This window comes from Nocardia sp. NPDC004573, from assembly GCF_053602135.1.
Window position 1 is genome coordinate 217,377 of the sequence record NZ_JBSGDA010000003.1, and the last position, 17,743, is coordinate 235,119.

Here is a 17,743-nt window from a genome sequence, read left to right on the forward strand (position 1 = left end):
CTCCTGGCGGGTTGCCCGCCATCGGCTTGACTCCGTCGCCACGATAGCGTCGGTTACGGACAGGTTTCCCGACGGTTGGTGAAGACACGCTTGCGGGAAGGTGAGGTTTCGGTGTCGACGCTGGGGGAACGGCAGCGGGTGTGGGATTCGTCACCGGCCGAGCGCATCGGCGGCGCGCAGCGCGTCCACGACCATCGCGGCGTCCACCGCGAAGGGTTCGTTGTGGATGGTCTCCCCCGGGGCGGTCGCCCGGGTCGCGATGGCCGTCAGCGTCTCCTCGTCGGCATCGGGCAGCCCGAGCGCGGCGAGCGTGGTCGGCAAGCCCACCGCGGCGCAGAAATCGAGCACCGTAGCGATCTCCGACGCGGGCGCGCCCTCGAGCACCAGTTGGGTGACGGTGCCGAAGGCCACCTTCTCGCCGTGCAGGAAGGGGCGCGTCCGTGCGGCGGCGGTGAGACCGTTGTGCACGGCGTGCGCCGCGGCCAGCCCCGACGATTCGAAGCCGAGCCCGGACAACAGGGTGTTGGCCTCGACGACGCGCTCCAGCGCCGGTGTGACGCTGTGCGTGCGGACGGCGCTCAGCGCCTGCGCGCCGTCGGCCAGCAGCGTGCGGTAACAGAGCTCGGCCAGCGCGGTGGCGCTGCGTGTGGAGGCCCCGCCGCGCATGTTGCGCACCTGCGCGGCGCTGCACGTGCGCGCCTCGAACCAGGTGGCGAGCGCGTCGCCCATCCCCGCGGCGAGCAGCCGGGCGGGCGCCTGCGCGACCACCGAGGTGTCCACCAGCACCAGCGCCGGATTCCGCCGGACCAGCTGATACGCCTCGAACTCGCCCGCATCGGTGTAGATCACCGACAGGGCGCTGCACGGCGCGTCGCTGGAGGCGGTGCTCGGGCAGCTGATCATCGGCAGGTCGAGATCGTCGGCGACCGCGCGCGCCGCGTCGAGCACCTTGCCGCCGCCTGCGCCGAGCACCACCGTGCTGCCGGTCTCCTCGACGGCGTGGGCGATCCGCGCGATCTCCGCCCGGCTGCATTCGCCGCCGGACAGATGGATCGAAGAGGCGATCTTCGCGTCGGTCAGCGAGCGCTCCCAGGTATCGGCGAGCAGCCGGAAGGCGCTGGAGCCGGCCACGATGAGCACCGGACCCCCGAGGCCGAGCCGCGTCATCTCCGCGCCGAGCGCGGCTGTGGCGTCCCGGCCCTGCACGTAATGCCCTGGCGAGGAGAACACGCTGAGCATCCGGCACCTCCCGATCCCGGGCCGCGCGCACGCTCTCAGCCCGACCGACGACCCTTCAACGCTACGTGACGCCCCTTTTCCACGGCGGTGATCGACGAACTCGCCGCGCACCCCTGCTCGGTGCGCGTCGCGTCGTTCGGCAGTGCTCTGGAGCGGGCTGCGACCGGGGTGGTTCCGCGTCAGGGGACCGCCGGTGCGAACATGCGATTACCCGCAACGTGGGCGCCGCGTCGTCGCCTGGATCGACGAGGGTTTCGAGCCTCCGACCGATGGCGCGATTCGCGCTCGGCCGCCTCCCTCTTGCGGCGCTGTCCGGGGCAGTCGCGGCGACGGCGAAGCGCCCCTCGCGCACCGCTCGGACACCGAAGGGGATCGACCCAGCCGATATTCGGGGCCGGGGCGATCAGGAGTGCCCCGGCCGCGAGACTCGAGCAACCGATCAGCTCTGGGTGGTGAGGGTCTCCGGAAGCAGGCGGGGCCGGTCGCGTTCCCGTTCGCCGAGCAACGTGAAGTAGCGGCGCAGCATGAGGATCGCGGTGGTGGCCAAGCCCGCGGTCAGGCCCCACCAGACGCCGGCCGCGCCGAGCCCGGCCGGGTAGGCCAGCAGCAGGGCGACGGGCAGGCCGACGCCCCAATAGCCGATCAGCGAGAGCCGGAAGCCGGCGTTGGTCGCCTTCAGCCCGCGCAACAGGCCGGTGCCGATGTTCTGCGCGGCGTCGAAGAACTGCAACACGATGCCGATCAGCAGCAGGGTGTGCGCGAGGCGGATGGTGTCGGCATCCGAGGAATCCAGGAAAGGCCGCAGCACCAGATCGGGCGCGAGCACGTAGATCGTGCCCGTCACCGCCGCGATCACCGCGGCGTGCCGCAGCGCCAGCCAGGCCAGCGCGCGGGCGTGCGCGTGCTCGTCCCGCGCGACCGCGTGACTGACCAGGATCGACGCACCGTGCGAGAGGCCGATCGCCACTTGGAAGACGATGTAGATGATCTGGTAGACGACGTTGTGCGCCGCCAGCGCCGCCGGGCCGATGCTGCCCATGACCAGCGCGAGCACCGAGAACATGCCGGCCTCGGAGCCGTAGGTGAGCGCGATCGGCGTGCCGAGTCGCAACTCGGCGCGCACGGTGGTGAGCCGTACCGGCAGGGGGGTCCTGGGCAGAGTGCGGCCGAGTTCGTCGTCGTGCCACACCATCGCCCAGAACACGCCGAAGGTGATCAGGAAGACCAGCGAGGTCGCGACCCCGATGCCGGTCAGCCCGAGCGCGGGCAGCCCGGCCTTGCCGTGGATGAGGCCGAACGCCAGGACCAGGTTGAGCACCACCGAGCCGAGCGTGACCAGCAACAGCGCCTGCGGGCGCTGCATGCCGACCGTGTACTGGCGCAGGACCTGGAACCACAGGCAGGGCAGCAGACCGGGCGCGAGCGCCACCATCAGCGGACGGGCGTCGGCGAGCACGCCCGGGTCCTGCCCGAGCCAGGGCAGCATCCACCCGAGCCCGATCAGCACCGCGCCGCCGAGCAGACCGGCGACCGTGGCGATCGCGAAGCTCGAGCGCAGCAGGTCACGGATCTCCGGATCCGGCGAGTCACCGCGCTTGCCCGCCGCGCTCACGGCGGTGGCGATCTGGTTGCCGCTGGCGGTGATCAGTCCGACGCACATAGTGCGGATCTGGTTGAACAGCACGATCGCCAGCCCGCCCGCGGCCACCTGGCGCACGCCGAGCGTGCCCATCAGCGCGATGTTGGTGGTCGAGACCGCTATCTGGGCCAGCTGGGTCAACGCGATCGGCGTCGCGAGCGCGGTGAGCCGCCCGCCGTCGCCGCGGAAACTCGTCACGATCACCGGTTCTCCTTCGCAGAGGGCGAGAGCGTCGTCTTACGCGGGCAACCGGACCTCACCGCGCTTGCACCAGTGCGTTGCGGGCGGCGGGCGCGTAGCGCCGCAGCAGCACGGCGACCTCGCGTTCGGTGCCGGGGTCGAGCAGGTCGCGCTCGGTCATCCAGTCGTCGTCGAACACCGTGTCCAGGTACTTCTCTCCGCCATCGCACACGATGGTGACCACAGTGGAGCCCGGCGGAAACTCCTCGAGCCGGGTGAGCGCGGCGTACACGGACCCGCCCGCCGACCCGCCGATCATCAGGCCCAGTTCCGCGGCCACCGCGCGGGCGGTCGCGAAGGCCGCCACATCGGTGACCTTCACGCCCTCGTCCAGCAAGGAGTAGTCGACGGCGGTGCCGATGGTCGCGCCCGGCGGGGTGCCGGTGCCCGACTGCCAGTACGGGCCGCCCGGGCCGCCGAAGGCGATCGAGCCGACCGGCTCCACGCCGATCACGTAGGGGGTGCAACCCAGCTGCCGCAGCCGGGTCGCGGTGCCGAACAGCGAACCTCCGGTGCCGACGGCGGACAGCAGGATGTCGACCCGCTCGACGTCTTCCAGCAACTCTTCCGCCACCGGGTAGTAGCCCACCGCGTTGGCGTCGTTGTTGTGCTGCTCGGTGAAGAACGCGTCGTCCCGCTCGGCCGCCATCGCCTCGGCCAGGTCCTCCCGTGCCGAGGTGGCGAGGTTGTCGTCGCCCTCGTCGGCGACGTACACCAGTTCCGCACCCATTGCCCGCATCGCGCGCAGTTTGTCCTTACATGCGTGATGGTCGACCACTGCGGTGAAGCGATACCCACGTTCGGCGGCAACTACCGCGAGGCCGAGCCCGGTGTTGCCGGACGTGGATTCGATGATATGTCCGCCACTGCGCAGCAAACCGCGCCGCTCGGCGTCGAGCACCATTTCGCGCGCCATCCTGATCTTGGCCGCGCCGGTCGGGTTGAACTGCTCCAGTTTGAGCAGCAGGCGGGTGCCGGTCGCGGTGGCCGCGAGCTCGAACAGCGGCGTGCGGCCGATCAGATCCGTCACGCGCGTGACGAGCGGCATTGATGTCTCCTGTTACGGGTCGGGGAAGTCGGGTCAGTTGCCGTCGCGGGTCCAGCGGAAGCGGTCGCCGGGCGCGTCGTGCAGCACGACTTTCGGTGGGATGGGCAGTTCGTGGAAGGCGGACTCGTTCGAATCCATCTGATAACCAGCGGTATTCGGGTAGATCAGCAGGTCGCCGACCGCGGCTGCGCGGGGCAGCGGCACGCGCCGCCAGCTCAGCATGTCGGAATCCAGACAGGTGGCCGCACCGACGCTGGTCGGTGTCGGGTCGCCGGGCCGCTCGGGCCACAGCACCGGATCGGGGAGGTACTCGCTGTCGAACCACTGTTCCGAGAGGCTGAGGCTGGTGCCGTCGACGGTGAGCAACCGGTAGGGCCGGCCGTGCGCATGCCTGGTCTTGCTGCCCTGCACGCGGAAGACGGTGCATCCCGCGTGCGCGAGCAGCGCGCGGCCCGGTTCGATGGCCAGGCGCACGGCGTTGTCCCGCAATCGTCCGGCCAGATCGTCGTGGTAGAGAATCCGGGCGAGCATGGCCGCGCCGGGCACGGGAAAGTGGTACGGATAGTACGAATCGAAGGACTTCCCGGAGTGGAACCACTGTCTGTTCACACCCGCGGTGAACTCCAGCGCGGCGTCCGCCGCGACGTAATCGACCCCGAAGCCTCCGCCGATCGAGACCGTGGTGGCCGGATGTCCCAGCGTGCGCGCGTGCAGGCAGCGGGCGATCAGCTCGCCCGCCAGTTCCGCCCGTGCCACCGCGTCGTAGCCGGAGAGGTGAAAACTGAAGCCTTCCAGCCGGATCGAATCGTGCCCGCCCAGGATCGCGAGTGCGTCCTCGATTTCGGCGGGTGTCATGCCGAACCGGCTGGCCGAGGCCGTGGGCAGCACGCGGATCAGCACGCGCGCGGGCTCACTCGCGGGGGCCAGCGCGGCGAGCCGGTCGATCTCCCCGAGGTCGTCCACCGCGATCAGCGCGCCGTGCCGGGCGGCCAGCCAGAGCAGTTCGTCCGCCTTGGCGGGGCCGGTCACCATGAGCTCGGCGCCGCGCACGCCCTGCGCCAGCGCCGCGGTCAGCTCGCCGACGCTGGCGACGTCGACACCCGCACCGTTTTCCGCGCACGCGCGTGCGACACACCCGGCTTTGTTCGCCTTCTTGCCGTAGTAGATCGTGCCGTGCACCCCGGCCTGCGTGAACGCGGCGTGGAAGGCTCGGATGTTGTGACCGACTCGCGCCGGATACATGACGTGGAACGGGCCGCCCATCGCGAAAGCCAGGTCTGCCAGAAGATCCGGATCTGCGAGCAGGCGACGCTCCCACTGGTCCAGATGCGCGGGCATCGGCGCCGCGCCGATCGACTCGTTCGCCTCGGCCCCCGGCTGCACGGCGACACTCGCCTGTTCTAGACCCACCGGGTACCTCCGTGCGCTAATCCCACAGGGGCACCTCCGTACCGCGGCCTTCGGTGATCGCCCGCTCGGCCAGCGCGTGAGCGACCGCGATGTCGGTCAGCACCAGTCCACTGTTGTAGACGAAGACGCGCTCCTCGTCCGAACGGCGCGCGACCGCACGGCGATTCAGGATCTGCGGCAGCTCGGCGTCCACCGGGCGCAGCGTGCCGTCGGGGCCCGCCATGTCGGTGCCGGTCAGGGCCATCTGCTCGGCGCTGGTCGCGATCACGCGGTCGGCGTCGTGCAGCGTGGAGGGCGCGAGCCCGTATCCGACCAGCACCGCCACCGAACCCGGTGCCAGATCGTCGGATTCGAGCGCGACCTCGGTGGCCGGGCCCGCCGTCGCCAGCACGACGTCGGCCGTCGCCGCCGCCGCGCGCGGATCGGTGACCGTCTCGAGCAGCGCGTGCGGGTGGTGCTCGGCGAGCCCGCGGTGCACGGCTTCCAGGCCCTCGGGGTGGGTGCCATACACCATCAGTTTGCGCAGCTGCGGGTTCGCGGCGAGCAGATGCGGCAGGGCGTTGCGTCCCTGGGTTCCGGTGCCGATCAGCAGCACGCTCTCCGCGCCGCGGCGGATCGTCTCGCGCACCAGCAGGGCCGACACGGCGGGCGTGCGCAACGCGCCGACCCGTGCGCAGTCCATCATCGCGATCGGCGCACCGGTGCTGTCGTCGTAGAGCGTGATCGTCGTGTAATACCGCTTGGTGCTGCGGTCGTGGCCCGGGTCGAACTTGTAGGAGGTCTTCATCGCCACCACGCGCCTGCGGCCGTCCCGGCCGAGCATGGCGTAGGCGACCGACCAGCCGTCCGGATTCGCGACGCTGAGCTTGCGGGGGTTGTCCGAATCACCCGCCGCCAGCGCCAGATACGCCTCTTCGACCGCGCGCACCACGGCGGCCGGTGTGATCGGCACGTCGGCGAGGTCGCTGCGGCTCAACACCCGCAGGGGTGTGCTTCGGTCACGCGTGCTCAAGGGGTCCTCGATCATGTCGTACTGCATCCCGCTCCTGAGTGCCGCTCTCGACCGGCGGGGTGTCCGCCGTTCGGAACGGGGCCACGGTTTGTTGCCCGTAGCCATTCTCGTCGGCTTCCTCGGCTCGCCGCCGACGTTCCGGAAGCCGGATGTTCACTCGCTTGAGCCACCGGTCGGTGCCGTCGTACCGCGCGGTGAACGGCACCCGGCCGTGCACGGCGACGTCGTTGTCCACCAGCAACAGCTCCCCGGGGGCGAGCGCGGCGGTCACACATACGCGTTCGAGTTCGGCGGCGAGATGCGCGTAGGCCGCGCGGAATTCCGGATCGGCGTCGGAGAGCGGGGTGTACGCCGGGTCGTAGCGCAGGGTCTGCCCCTCGGTTCCGCCGGCGCTCCACAGCGTCGGAATCGGTGGCGCGGTGTAGTTTTCGTGTCCGGCGCCGTAGGAGACGTCCGGCAGGATCGGAAGTGTCGGCGTGCTGAGCAGTTCACGCTCCGCGGTGGACAGCTCGATGCGCCGCACCGACGACACGGTGGTGCCGACCAGATCCGGATTGCGCAGACACCCGAGCATCAGCAGGTTGGCGCGCCGCGGATGAAAGGCGTCCTCGGTGTGCGGGCTCAGCAGCACCGCGCTGCTGGCGCCGGACTGTTCGTGCTCGTGACCCGCTGCCGGGACGATGTTGTTGACCAGACGTCCGTCCTGTTGGCCCCGCCAGCCGAACGGCTCACCGGCACTGCGCGCGAGCAGCAGCATGACCAGGTCCAGTTCGTACGAGTGCGCGCGTCGCGCCGGATCGCCGCTCCAGCGCGCCGCTTCCTGCCAGCTCGGCGGCGTGGGACCGAACTCGTTGTCGGTCAGAGGAAGACGGCCTACGACGGTCGCGCCGGCCGGGGTGGCGGGCGGACGCACGGCGTGGCGCACCTCGGCGGGAAGCGCCGCGGCGCCGGCATCGATCCGTTCGATGAGCGCCGGGTCCGCGAGGGTGCGCGCGGCGGCGGCGGGATCGGCGAGCGCGAGATCGAGTGTGGCGGAGATCTCCCTGGCGAGCGCGCGCACGGCGCGGCCGGCTCCGGGGGACAACTCCCGTCGTTCGAGATCTAGGGGGTGAAGCGTCTTACGTTCGGAGAGAACGCTTTTCACCGGGTATCCCTTCTTCGCATCGGTTCGAAAAGCAGGGGTCACGAGTTATCATGCGAAGGTAACCCTTCGGACTTAGTGAAGCAAGCCTTACCTAAGCGAGTCGAAGAAAACATAGCAGAATTGCATAACTTCGGATCGGGTGAATGCGGCGGTCCGGGGGCGCGCGCGAGGCCGGTGGGTAAGTTTGCGGAAAATGCGCCCCTACGCTGCCGTTTCGGTGCCGGTATCGGCGAGTCGTGCAGCGGATTAGGCTAGCCTGTCCTGATCGCACTATGCGCGCGGTACCGCGATGGGTTCGGTTCAGGAAGAGGGGCAGCACCATGGTTATGAATCGACGGCAACTGCTGCGGTCGAGTCTCGGGGCGGGAGCGGTGCTGCTGGTCGCCGCGTGTTCCGACGGCGACGACACGTCCGGACCGGCGCGGCGTGGCGGCACGCTGCGGGTCGGCGCGCTGGGCACCACGGCACGCATCGAACGGGACCCGCACGCCAACCTCAGCAACGACAGCGATTTCCTGATCACGTCCCTGGTCTACGACGCGCTCACGGTGCCGGGTGGAAACCCGAATGTCCTGCCGCGCCTGGCGACTCGCTGGGAGCCCGATGCCGACCGACGACGCTGGAGCTTCACCCTGGCCGAGAACGCGACCTTTCACGACGGGTCACCGGTGACCTCCGAGGACGTGGTGTGGTCGCTGCGCAGGCTGCGCACGGTCGGCGGCGCGTCGAAGATACCGGTGGCCGTGGAGGACATCACCGCCGACGGGCCGAACCGGGTGGTCCTGGCCGTGCCCGAGCCGAATACCCAACTGCCGCTGCTGGTCCGGTTGATGACCTTCACCGCCAAGAAGGACACCACCGACTTCACCGGCGCGGTCGGCAGCGGACCGTTCCGGTTGGAGTCCTATCAGGGCGGCAACGCCCGCCTGGTGCGCAACGAGCGGTGGCACGGCGGGCCGCCGCCGCTGGACGCCATCGAGGTCACCATGTTCGAAAGCGTGACCGCGCTGGGCAACGCGGTGCTCGGCGGGCAGATCGACCTGGCCTCGAACGTCGGCGCCATCGCGGGCCGCACCGCCGAGGGGCGCGGCGACCTGACGGTCGTGCGCCGCCCGAACGACACGGTCGTCGGCGTCGCCATGCGTACCTCCGACGGGCCGTTCGCCGACGCGCGGGTGCGCACTGCCCTCCGGCTCGGCGTCGACCGCAAAGCCCTTGTCAACCAGGTGCATTCCGGATACGGAACGATCGCCAACGACATCCTCGGCACCGGCGATCCGCTCTACGACACCTCCCTGGCCCAGCGCACCCGCGACGTGGACCGCGCGAAGGCGCTGCTGCGCGAGGCGAACTTCGACACCGGACGCGGCTACCCGCTCGTCACCAAGGCCGAGGCGCCCGGCGAGGTCGAATCGGCCAAGGTGATCGCCACCCAGCTCGCCGAGATCGGCGTCCGGCTGGAAGTCCTCACCCAGGAGCCGAACGCCTTCTACGACCAGACCTGGCTGAAGGCGCCGCTGTACACGATCTCGTGGGGCACCAACGATTCCACACTGTTCTTCGCGAGCAAACTGCTGTCCAGCGGTTCGAACCGCAACGAGACCGGCTTCAAGGACGCGGCGTTCGACGCGGCCACGGCCAAGGCGCTCGCCGCGCACAGCGACGACGAATACCGGCAGGCCGCGCAGGAACTGCAGCGCATCCAGTACGAGCGCGGCGGTTACCTGGTCTGGGGCATGGCCGACGGCATCGACATCGCCGCCGCCCGGGTGCGCGACCTGCCCACGCTCGGCGGATTCGCCCGGGTCCAGCTGGAGAAGGCCTGGCTGGCCGGGTGATCTCGTTCGCGCGACTCCTGCTGCGGCGCGTCATCCTGCTGGTGACGCTGCTGGCCTGTGTCTTCGTCGCCGTGGACCTGCTGCCGGGCAGCACCGCCCGCGCGGTCCTCGGCCGGGAGGCCGCGCCGGAGCAGATCGCGGCAAAAGAGCGCGAACTCGGCCTGGACCGGCCGCTGGCGGTCCGGTTCTGGCAGTGGATATCGGGTGTCGCCACCGGCGATTTCGGGCGCACCGCGCGCGGACGGCCGGTCAACGACCTGCTGGTCGACAAATTCCCACCGACGCTGCTGCTCGGTGGGCTCGCCCTCGCGGTGACGGTGCTGGCCTCGCTCGCGCTCGGCGCGTGGTGGGCTACGCGACCGGGCAGCGTGGCCGCCCGCGTGTTGCAGCCGACGACGACCACCGCGGTGGCCGTTCCCGAATTCGTGATCGCCACCGTGCTGATCCTGGTGTTCGCATTGGCGCTGGGCTGGTTGCCCGCGGTGACCATCACCGGCCGCTCGGGGATGCCCGCCGGACCGGAAATGCTGGTGCTGCCGGTGTTCGCGCTCGCGTTGCCCCAGATCGGGTGGAACACCAGGGTGGTGCGCGCGGCCCTGGCCGACGCCGCGCTCGCTCCCCATGTGGAAAGCGCCGTGCTGGACGGTCTTTCGAGCGGCGCGGTGCTGGTGCGGCATGTGCTGCCGTTCGCGTTGCCGACGATCGTCGCCAGCTTCGCCACCACGGTGGGGATGTTGCTCGGCGGGGCACTGGTGGTGGAGACGGTCTTCAACTATCCGGGTCTCGGTGCGGTGCTGGCCGGTTCGGTGGCCGATCGCGACACCTCGGTGGTCGCCGCGGTCGTCGCGCTGTCCGGGGTGGTCATCATGGTCGTGCTCGCGGTCGCCGATGGTATCCGCACCTGGTCGCTGCGGGGGCGGCGATGAACGCCGCCACGCAGGTCGCGAGGCGGGCGCGGCGACGGCTCGGCCGGCTGACGGTCGCGCCCGCGCTGCTGGTCACGCTGCTGGCGGCGGCGGGGCCGACGCTGGCCCCGCATCCGGCGGAGGAGGCGATCGGCATCCCGTTCGGCGCTCCCGGCGCGGGGGCGCCGCTGGGCACCGACCGGCTCGGCCGTGACGTGCTCAGCCACCTGCTCTACGGCGGGTGGGGATTGCTGCTCGTCGCCGCGGTCATCGCCGTGCTGGTGACCGGATTGTCGTGTGTCCTCGGCGCGGTCGCGGCGCTGCGCCCGCGGATCGGGGCGTGGATCGAACTGGGTACCGACCTGTTCATCCTGCTGCCCGCGGTGCTGGGGATCCTGCTCGTGCTGACCTCGTGGCCGGACGCGGGCACCGCGGGACTGATCGTGCTGGCGTTGCTGTTCGGCGTCCCCTATTGCGCGCGCATCTTCACGGCCGCCGCCGCCGGTGTCGCGGCCTCCGGATATGTCGAGAGCGCCCGAGCCGCGGGTGAGTCGCTCACACATCTCGTGTTCCGCGAGGTTATTCCGAATCTGCGCGCGGTGACGATGACACAGCTCGGGCTGCGTTTCGTGGCCGGGGTGTACCTCGTGAGCACGGCGTCGTTCCTGCAACTACCGACGACGCTGGGCGCGAGCAACTGGGCCGTCATGGTGCGCGAGAACGCCTCCGGCATGCTGCTCAATCCCTGGGCGGTGCTGGCTCCGAGCCTCGCGATCGCGATCGTCGCGGTGAGCGTGAACCTGGCGGTGTCGGCGTTCGGGCGAGGGGAGCGGGAATGAACGCGCACGTCATCAAACGAGAGAGCGGGACGGGGGAGGCGGCGGCGTGGGCCGGGCACGACCTCGTCGCGGTCGATGGTCTGACCGTACTGAGCCCGGACGGACGGGAATTGGCCGGGCCGGCGACATTCCGGATTCCGGCGGGCACGGTCACGGCACTCACCGGTCCGTCCGGGTCGGGCAAATCCACGGTCATGCGCGCCCTGCTCGGGCAGCTGCCGTCGCCCGCGGCGCACGCGACGGGTTCGGTGTCGGTCGCCGGACACGACGTGTTCGCGCTCGATCGTGCGGCGCTGCACCGCTTCCGGCGTCGGCACATCGCCTACGTCGGGCAGGACCCGGGTTCGGCGCTGAACCCGCTGCTGCGCGTGCGCGCACTGCTGCGCGAGGTCGCGCCGCGGGCGCCCGAGTCCACCCTGATCGACACGCTGGCGTCGGTCGGTCTGTCGCCGGACTATCTGCGCCGCCGCCCCGGTGAACTGTCCGGCGGTCAGCAGCGCCGCGTCGCCCTCGCCAGGGCGCTGATCCGCCGGACCGGCGTGCTGGTGCTCGACGAGCCGCTCGCCGGGCTGCACGGCGCGCTGCGCACCGATATCGCCGGGCAGCTCGCGGCGCTGGCCCGCGAGCGGTCGGCGGCGATCCTGCTGTCCGGGCACGACACCGCTCTCGTGCACTCGATCGCCGACGACATCGTCGAACTCGGCGCGATCGTTCCGGCGTCCGTCCATCCGGCTCGGATGAGCGGTTCGCCGGGGAAGTCGTCGGCTGAGCCGGAGCATCCGGTTCGAGCGAATGGTTCGCCGGGGAAGTCGTCGGCTGAGCCGGAGCGTCCGGTTCGAGCGAATGGTTCGCCGGGGAAGTCGTCGGCTGAGCCGGAGCGTCCGGTTCGAGCGAATGGTTCGCCGCGCAAGCGGTCGGCTGAACCGGAGCGTCCGGTTCGGGTGAATGGTCTGCCGGGGAAGTCGTCGGGTGCGGCGGATGCCGAGTCGGAGCATCCGGTTCGGGGGAACAGTGCGCTGGGGCAATCGTCCGTTGCGGCGGCGGTGCCCCAATATCCGGTTCAGGGAAACGGTTCGCCGGGAACGTTCGGTACGCCTGCTGAGCCGGGAACGCGCCCGTTGACCACCGCGGCTGCCGACCCAGCCACGAGCCGGGCGATCGCCGGCTCGGCCGATGTCCCGGCATGCGGTGAATCGGCCGAACCTGTGGTGGCAGCCAGCGGTGCCCGGCAGTCTCGCCCTGGCTTCGACCGGGCGCGAAACGGTTCGGCAGGCAGAGTTCCGGCCGCGGACGACCGGCCGCGCGGTGCTGTCGTGCTGCGGGCCAGAGGCATCAGCGCCTCGATCGACGGACACCGGGTGCTCGCCGATATCGACCTCGCGCTCGAAGCGGGCTCTGCGCTCGCGGTGGTCGGCGCGTCGGGCGCGGGCAAGACCACCTTGGCGCGCGTCATCGCGGGATTGCACGGTTCGGCGACCGGTGCACTCGAACTGGGCGGGACCGCGATCGCCGTGGGTGCGGACCGGCGAATCCGATACGGCGCGGGCGGGATACAGCTGGTCACCCAGAATCCGAGGTCCGCGCTCAACCCCCGCCGCACGGTGGCGCAGACACTCGGCCGCCCGCTGCGGCGGATCGGGCGCGTCGCGCGCCGGGATCTCGCGCCGCGGATCATCGAACTCCTCGCCGCTGTCGAGCTGTCCGCCGACCTGGCCGCCCGCTACCCGCACGAGCTGTCCGGCGGCCAGCGCCAGCGCGTGGCCTTGGCCCGCGCCCTCGCCGCCGAACCCGCCGTGCTCCTGTGCGACGAGATCACCTCGGCACTGGACCACAACACCGCGGCGGCGATCATGGCGCTGCTGGACCGGATTCGCGCCGAACGCGGAACCGCCCTGCTGATCATCACCCACGACATGGCCTTGGTAGCGGAATACTGCCCCGTCCTGCTGGTCCTCGATCAGGGTCACATCGTCGAAACAGGTGACACCGAAAAGGTTCTCGCCGCGCCGACGCACAACGCGACCAGCGAACTGCTCGTCTGAACCGCGCACGGCGCGCAGCCGGGTGCGCACCCGACACGCAGTGGGCTTCGTCACCGGTTCGCCGTGGGTGCGCGCCGTCATCTGGATGATGGAAAGGGTGTTGCGAAAGACCGGCGTGTCGGCCGCCGTCGTGGTGCTCATCGGGCTCGCCGGTTGCGGCGTCGACCGCACCCCGATCCCGGAAGGCATTCCGCCCGGGCCGGGCACACCCCTGCCCGTGATCGACTTGGACGCTCCCGGGCGCACCGCCGTCCAACTGCGCGGATGGGCCGGCGAGCAGGCCGACGGGCTGGGCATCCCCTCGATCGCGCTGGAGGCGTACGGCTACGCGGCGGCCGTGATGACCAGGGCGCGTCCCGACTGCGGCGTCGCGTGGACGACGCTCGCGGGCATCGCGAGCGTGGAGAGCAAGCACGGGACCCATCGCGGGGCGAAGATGGATGCGGACGGATCGGTCCGCCCGCCGATCATCGGCGTCCCGCTGGACGGCTCGCCCGGCGTCGCGCTGGTGCACGACACCGACGGCGGCGCGCTCGACGGCGATCCGGTGCACGATCGCGCCGTCGGCCCGCTGCAGTTCATCCCGGAGACGTGGAAGCGCTGGGGCGTCGACGCCAACGGCGACGGCGTCGCCGATCCGCAGAACATCGATGACGCCGCGCTCACCGCCGCCAGGTACCTGTGCGCCAGCGGCGGTGACCTCACCTCCGAGCACGGCTGGCAGCGGGCGCTGCTCACCTACAACCAGTCGCGCGCCTACCTGCTGACGGTGCGCGATCGGGCCGCGAGTTACAGCATCGGCCGCCGGGTGTGATCGTCCGATCCCCGGAGTGCCGGTTACCCGCGTCGCCGGCGGGACGATAGGCTCGCAGCGCACGGCCCATCCCGTGAGACCAACCGTGTCAGCAGCCGAAGGAGTGTCGTTTTCGTGGCCATCATCGAACAGGTCGGAGCTCGCGAGATCCTGGATTCCCGCGGTAACCCCACCGTCGAGGTCGAGATCGCTCTCGACGACGGCACCCTGACCCGGGCCGCCGTGCCCTCCGGCGCGTCCACCGGCGAGCACGAGGCCGTGGAACTGCGCGACGGTGGCGAGCGCTACGGCGGCAAGGGCGTGCGCAAGGCGGTCGAGGGTGTGCTCGACGAGATCGCGCCCGCCGTCATCGGCCTCGACGCCGTGGAGCAGCGCACGATCGATCAGGTCCTGCTCGACCTGGACGGCACCCAGGACAAGTCCCGGCTCGGCGCCAACGCCCTGCTCGGCGTCTCGCTGGCCGTGGCCCGCGCCGCCGCCGAGTCCTCGGGGCTCGAGCTGTTCCGCTACCTCGGCGGTCCGAACGCGCACGTGCTGCCCGTCCCGATGATGAACATCCTCAACGGCGGTGCGCACGCCGACACCGGCGTCGACGTGCAGGAATTCATGGTCGCCCCGATCGGCGCGCCGACGTTCAAGGAGTCGCTGCGCTGGGGTGCGGAGGTCTACCACGCCCTCAAGGCGGTGCTGAAGGCCAAGGGCCTGTCCACCGGTCTCGGCGACGAAGGCGGTTTCGCCCCTGACGTGGCGGGCACCAAGGCCGCGCTCGACCTGATCAGCGAGGCCATCGGCAAGACCGGCCTGAAGCTGGGCAGCGACGTGGCGCTCGCGCTGGACGTCGCGGCAACGGAGTTCTACACCTCCGGCAGCGGCTACAAGTTCGAGGGCGTCGTGCGCTCCGCCGAGGAGATGGCGCAGTTCTACGCCGACCTGATCGGCGCCTACCCGCTGGTGTCCATCGAGGACCCGCTCTCGGAGGACGACTGGGACGGCTGGGTGACCCTGACCGACCAGATCGGCGAGAAGATCCAGCTCGTCGGCGACGACCTGTTCGTCACCAACCCGGAGCGTCTGGAGGAGGGCATCGCCAAGGGCGCCGCCAACGCGCTGCTGGTGAAGGTGAACCAGATCGGCACGCTCACCGAGACCCTGGACGCGGTGGAGTTGGCGCACCGCAACGGCTACAAGACGATGATGTCGCACCGGTCCGGTGAGACCGAGGACACCACCATCGCCGACCTCGCCGTCGCGGTGGGCAGCGGCCAGATCAAGACCGGCGCCCCCGCCCGCAGCGAGCGCGTCGCCAAGTACAACCAGCTGCTGCGCATCGAGGACGCGCTCGGCGATTCGGCGCGCTACGCCGGCGAAGTGGCGTTCCCCCGGTTCGCGTTCGAAAGCTGACCTGCGGTGCGAGCGACGGGCCCGGCGGGGGCGGCGAGCGTGACCCCGCGGGCCGCCGGGAGCACCGCGAAGTAGAGACCGAGGCGTGAGATGACGGAGCGACGTGCGCGTGGGACCAGTCCGGCCGGACGCGGAGACCGCCGCACGTCGCGTGCCGCCGGATCACGCCCGGCCGATGCCGCGGCCAAACGCGGCCGCAGGCGATCGGAGACCGCGGAGAAGCCGAAGCCGCGCAAGATCGCGTCCCGTTCCGCAGGCGACAAGCACGACCACACCTTCCTCGGTCTCTCCACCGGCAAGGCGGTGATCCTCGCGATGGTGGTGTGCGGGCTCGCGCTCACCCTCGCCGTGCCGATGCGCACGTACTTCACCCAGCGCGCGGAGGCCGCGCAACTGGCGCAGCAGCGCGAGGAACTCGAGGCGGATCTCGCCCGATTACGCGACCGCCGTGCGCAGCAACAGGATCCGGCCTACATCCGTACCGAGGCGCGCGATCGTCTGCGCCTGGTGATGCCCGGCGAGACGCCGTACATCGTGCAGGTACCCGGCATCGAGGCGCCCGCGCCGCCACCGGCGCCGACCAGAGCCAGAGAACCCGATCCCTGGTACACCGAAGTGTGGCGCAGCATCGCCGAGCCGCAGCCGACGCCCGCGGCCGCCGCGCCACTACCACAAGCACCGGAAGGACATAGGTGACCGCACCCACCGACCAGGATCTCGCGATCATCGCCGAGCAGCTGGGCCGCGCACCGCGCGGCGTGCTCGCCATCGCCTACCGCACCCCCGACGGGATCCCGGCCGTTGTGAAGACCGCGCCCCGGCTGCCGGACGGCACCCCCTTCCCGACGCTCTACTACCTCACCGATCCCCGGCTCACCGCCGAGGCGAGCAGGCAGGAATCCGCCGGTGTGATGCGGGAGATGACCGAACGGCTCGCCGCCGACCAGGAGCTGGCCGCCGCCTACCGCGCCGCGCACGAGAGCTATCTGGCCGAACGCGACGAAATCGAGTCGCTTGGCACGGATTTCACCGGGGGCGGGATGCCCGAACGGGTCAAGTGCCTGCACGTACTGATCGCCCACGCACTGGCCAAGGGGCCGGGCGTGAATCCGCTCGGCGACGAGGCCGTGGCGTTGGCCGCCGAGCACGGCCTGCGCGGTACCGCGATTCCGGCCGACTGGCCCGCGCCTGCGACCGCCCGCGAGAATCTGGAGCACAGCGATGAGTGACCGGGTAGCCGCCGTGGATTGCGGCACGAATTCCATCCGACTGTTGATCGCCGACGTGCTCGGCGACGGACGCCTGGCCGACCTGCACCGCGAGATGCGCATCGTCCGCTTGGGCCAAGGGGTCGACGCGACCGGCTCGCTGGCGCCCGAGGCGATCGAACGCACCCGCGTCGCCTTGGCCGACTACGCCGCGCTGATGCGCGAGGCCGGGGTCGGCCGGGTGCGGATGGTGGCCACGTCCGCCACCCGGGACGCCGCCAACCGGGAGGACTTCTTCGCCATGGCGCGGGCCGAACTCGGCGCCGTGGTCGCGGGCGCGGAAGCGGAGGTGATCACCGGTGACGAGGAGGCGCGCCTGTCGTTCGCCGGCGCGATCGGCGAGCTGTCCAGCGCGGCAGGGCCGTTCGTCGTGGTCGACCTCGGCGGCGGTTCCACCGAGCTGGTGTTCGGCGACAGTGCGGGAGTGCGAGCCGCGTTCTCCGCCGACATCGGTTGCGTCCGCATCACCGAGCGGTGCCTGGCGGGCAACCCGCCCACCGCGCAAGAGATCGCCGCCGCCCGCGCCTTCGCCACCGAGCGGTTGACCGAAGCGTTCACGCACGTGCCCGTGGAGGGCGCGCACACCTGGGTCGGCGTGGCGGGCACGATGACCACCCTGGCCGCGGTCGCGCTCGACCTCCCGGAATACGACTCCGAAAGGGTGCACCTCACCCGCTTGACCCTGGATCAGGTCCACCAGGTCTGCGACCGCCTGATCGCCATGGATCACGATCAGCGCGCCGCGCTCGGGCCCATGCATCCCGGCCGGGTCGACGTGATCGGCGGCGGCGCGGTCATCACCGAGGTCCTCGCCGAGGAACTGTCCCGGCGCGCGGGCATCGCCGAACTGGTCGTCAGCGAGCACGACATCCTCGACGGCATCGCCTTGTCGATCGCCTGATCC

Annotated in this window: 15 protein-coding genes; 9 read left to right on the forward strand and 6 right to left on the reverse strand. The window is 70.9% G+C overall.

Features of this window, described 5'->3' with window-relative positions; genetic code table 11:
- Positions 1–150 precede the first annotated feature (150 nt).
- The 6 genes from ACWEKR_RS06615 to ACWEKR_RS06640 all read right to left on the reverse strand — a co-directional run bounded on the left by ACWEKR_RS06615 (position 151) and on the right by ACWEKR_RS06640 (position 7,732).
- Positions 151–1,239, reverse strand: a complete 1,089-nt coding sequence (locus ACWEKR_RS06615; RefSeq protein WP_452353636.1) for a glycerol dehydrogenase — start codon at positions 1,237–1,239, stop codon at positions 151–153.
- 439 nt (positions 1,240–1,678) lie between these two features.
- Positions 1,679–3,082: an MATE family efflux transporter gene (locus ACWEKR_RS06620; RefSeq protein ID WP_452353637.1), complete on the reverse strand. Its 1,404-nt coding sequence runs from the start codon at positions 3,080–3,082 to the stop codon at positions 1,679–1,681.
- Positions 3,083–3,134: 52 nt separating this feature from the next.
- Positions 3,135–4,166, reverse strand: coding sequence for a PLP-dependent cysteine synthase family protein (locus ACWEKR_RS06625; RefSeq protein WP_452353638.1), 1,032 nt, complete (start codon positions 4,164–4,166; stop codon positions 3,135–3,137).
- 33 nt (positions 4,167–4,199) lie between these two features.
- A complete protein-coding gene (locus ACWEKR_RS06630) occupies positions 4,200–5,576 on the reverse strand; it encodes an alanine racemase (RefSeq protein ID WP_452353639.1) in 1,377 nt (458 codons plus the stop codon).
- A gap of 16 nt (positions 5,577–5,592) precedes the next feature.
- Positions 5,593–6,603: an ornithine cyclodeaminase family protein gene (locus tag ACWEKR_RS06635; protein WP_452353801.1), complete on the reverse strand. Its 1,011-nt coding sequence runs from the start codon at positions 6,601–6,603 to the stop codon at positions 5,593–5,595.
- Positions 6,575–7,732, reverse strand: a complete 1,158-nt coding sequence (locus ACWEKR_RS06640; protein ID WP_452353640.1) for a TauD/TfdA family dioxygenase — start codon at positions 7,730–7,732, stop codon at positions 6,575–6,577. The genes ACWEKR_RS06635 and ACWEKR_RS06640 overlap by 29 nt, the downstream gene beginning before the upstream one ends.
- Positions 7,733–8,052: 320 nt before the next feature.
- Here ACWEKR_RS06640 and ACWEKR_RS06645 point away from each other — a divergent pair, with 320 nt between their 5' ends.
- The 9 genes from ACWEKR_RS06645 to ACWEKR_RS06685 all read left to right on the forward strand — a co-directional run bounded on the left by ACWEKR_RS06645 (position 8,053) and on the right by ACWEKR_RS06685 (position 17,740).
- Positions 8,053–9,570 carry an ABC transporter substrate-binding protein gene (locus ACWEKR_RS06645; protein ID WP_452353641.1) on the forward strand — a complete coding sequence of 506 codons (1,518 nt, stop codon included), beginning with the start codon at positions 8,053–8,055 and terminating at the stop codon, positions 9,568–9,570.
- A complete protein-coding gene (locus tag ACWEKR_RS06650) occupies positions 9,567–10,496 on the forward strand; it encodes an ABC transporter permease (RefSeq protein WP_452353642.1) in 930 nt (309 codons plus the stop codon). The genes ACWEKR_RS06645 and ACWEKR_RS06650 overlap by 4 nt, the downstream gene beginning before the upstream one ends.
- Positions 10,493–11,314, forward strand: coding sequence for an ABC transporter permease (locus tag ACWEKR_RS06655; RefSeq protein WP_452353643.1), 822 nt, complete (start codon positions 10,493–10,495; stop codon positions 11,312–11,314). The genes ACWEKR_RS06650 and ACWEKR_RS06655 overlap by 4 nt, the downstream gene beginning before the upstream one ends.
- Complete coding sequence (locus tag ACWEKR_RS06660; protein ID WP_452353644.1) at positions 11,311–13,356, forward strand: ATP-binding cassette domain-containing protein; 2,046 nt, start codon at positions 11,311–11,313, stop codon at positions 13,354–13,356. Before ACWEKR_RS06655 ends, ACWEKR_RS06660 begins: the two co-directional genes overlap by 4 nt.
- A gap of 85 nt (positions 13,357–13,441) precedes the next feature.
- Positions 13,442–14,170, forward strand: a complete 729-nt coding sequence (locus ACWEKR_RS06665; protein WP_452353802.1) for a lytic transglycosylase domain-containing protein — start codon at positions 13,442–13,444, stop codon at positions 14,168–14,170.
- A 114-nt stretch (positions 14,171–14,284) separates the two neighbouring features.
- The gene (gene eno / locus ACWEKR_RS06670) at positions 14,285–15,571 is read left to right on the forward strand and encodes a phosphopyruvate hydratase (RefSeq protein WP_195086014.1); all 1,287 of its coding nucleotides are present in this window, start codon (positions 14,285–14,287) and stop codon (positions 15,569–15,571) included.
- Positions 15,572–15,661: 90 nt separating this feature from the next.
- Positions 15,662–16,267, forward strand: a complete 606-nt coding sequence (locus ACWEKR_RS06675; protein WP_452353645.1) for an FtsB family cell division protein — start codon at positions 15,662–15,664, stop codon at positions 16,265–16,267.
- Positions 16,264–16,800, forward strand: a complete 537-nt coding sequence (locus ACWEKR_RS06680; RefSeq protein WP_452353646.1) for a DUF501 domain-containing protein — start codon at positions 16,264–16,266, stop codon at positions 16,798–16,800. The genes ACWEKR_RS06675 and ACWEKR_RS06680 overlap by 4 nt, the downstream gene beginning before the upstream one ends.
- Positions 16,793–17,740: a Ppx/GppA phosphatase family protein gene (locus ACWEKR_RS06685; protein WP_452353647.1), complete on the forward strand. Its 948-nt coding sequence runs from the start codon at positions 16,793–16,795 to the stop codon at positions 17,738–17,740. The genes ACWEKR_RS06680 and ACWEKR_RS06685 overlap by 8 nt, the downstream gene beginning before the upstream one ends.
- The last annotated feature ends 3 nt before the right edge of the window (positions 17,741–17,743 follow it).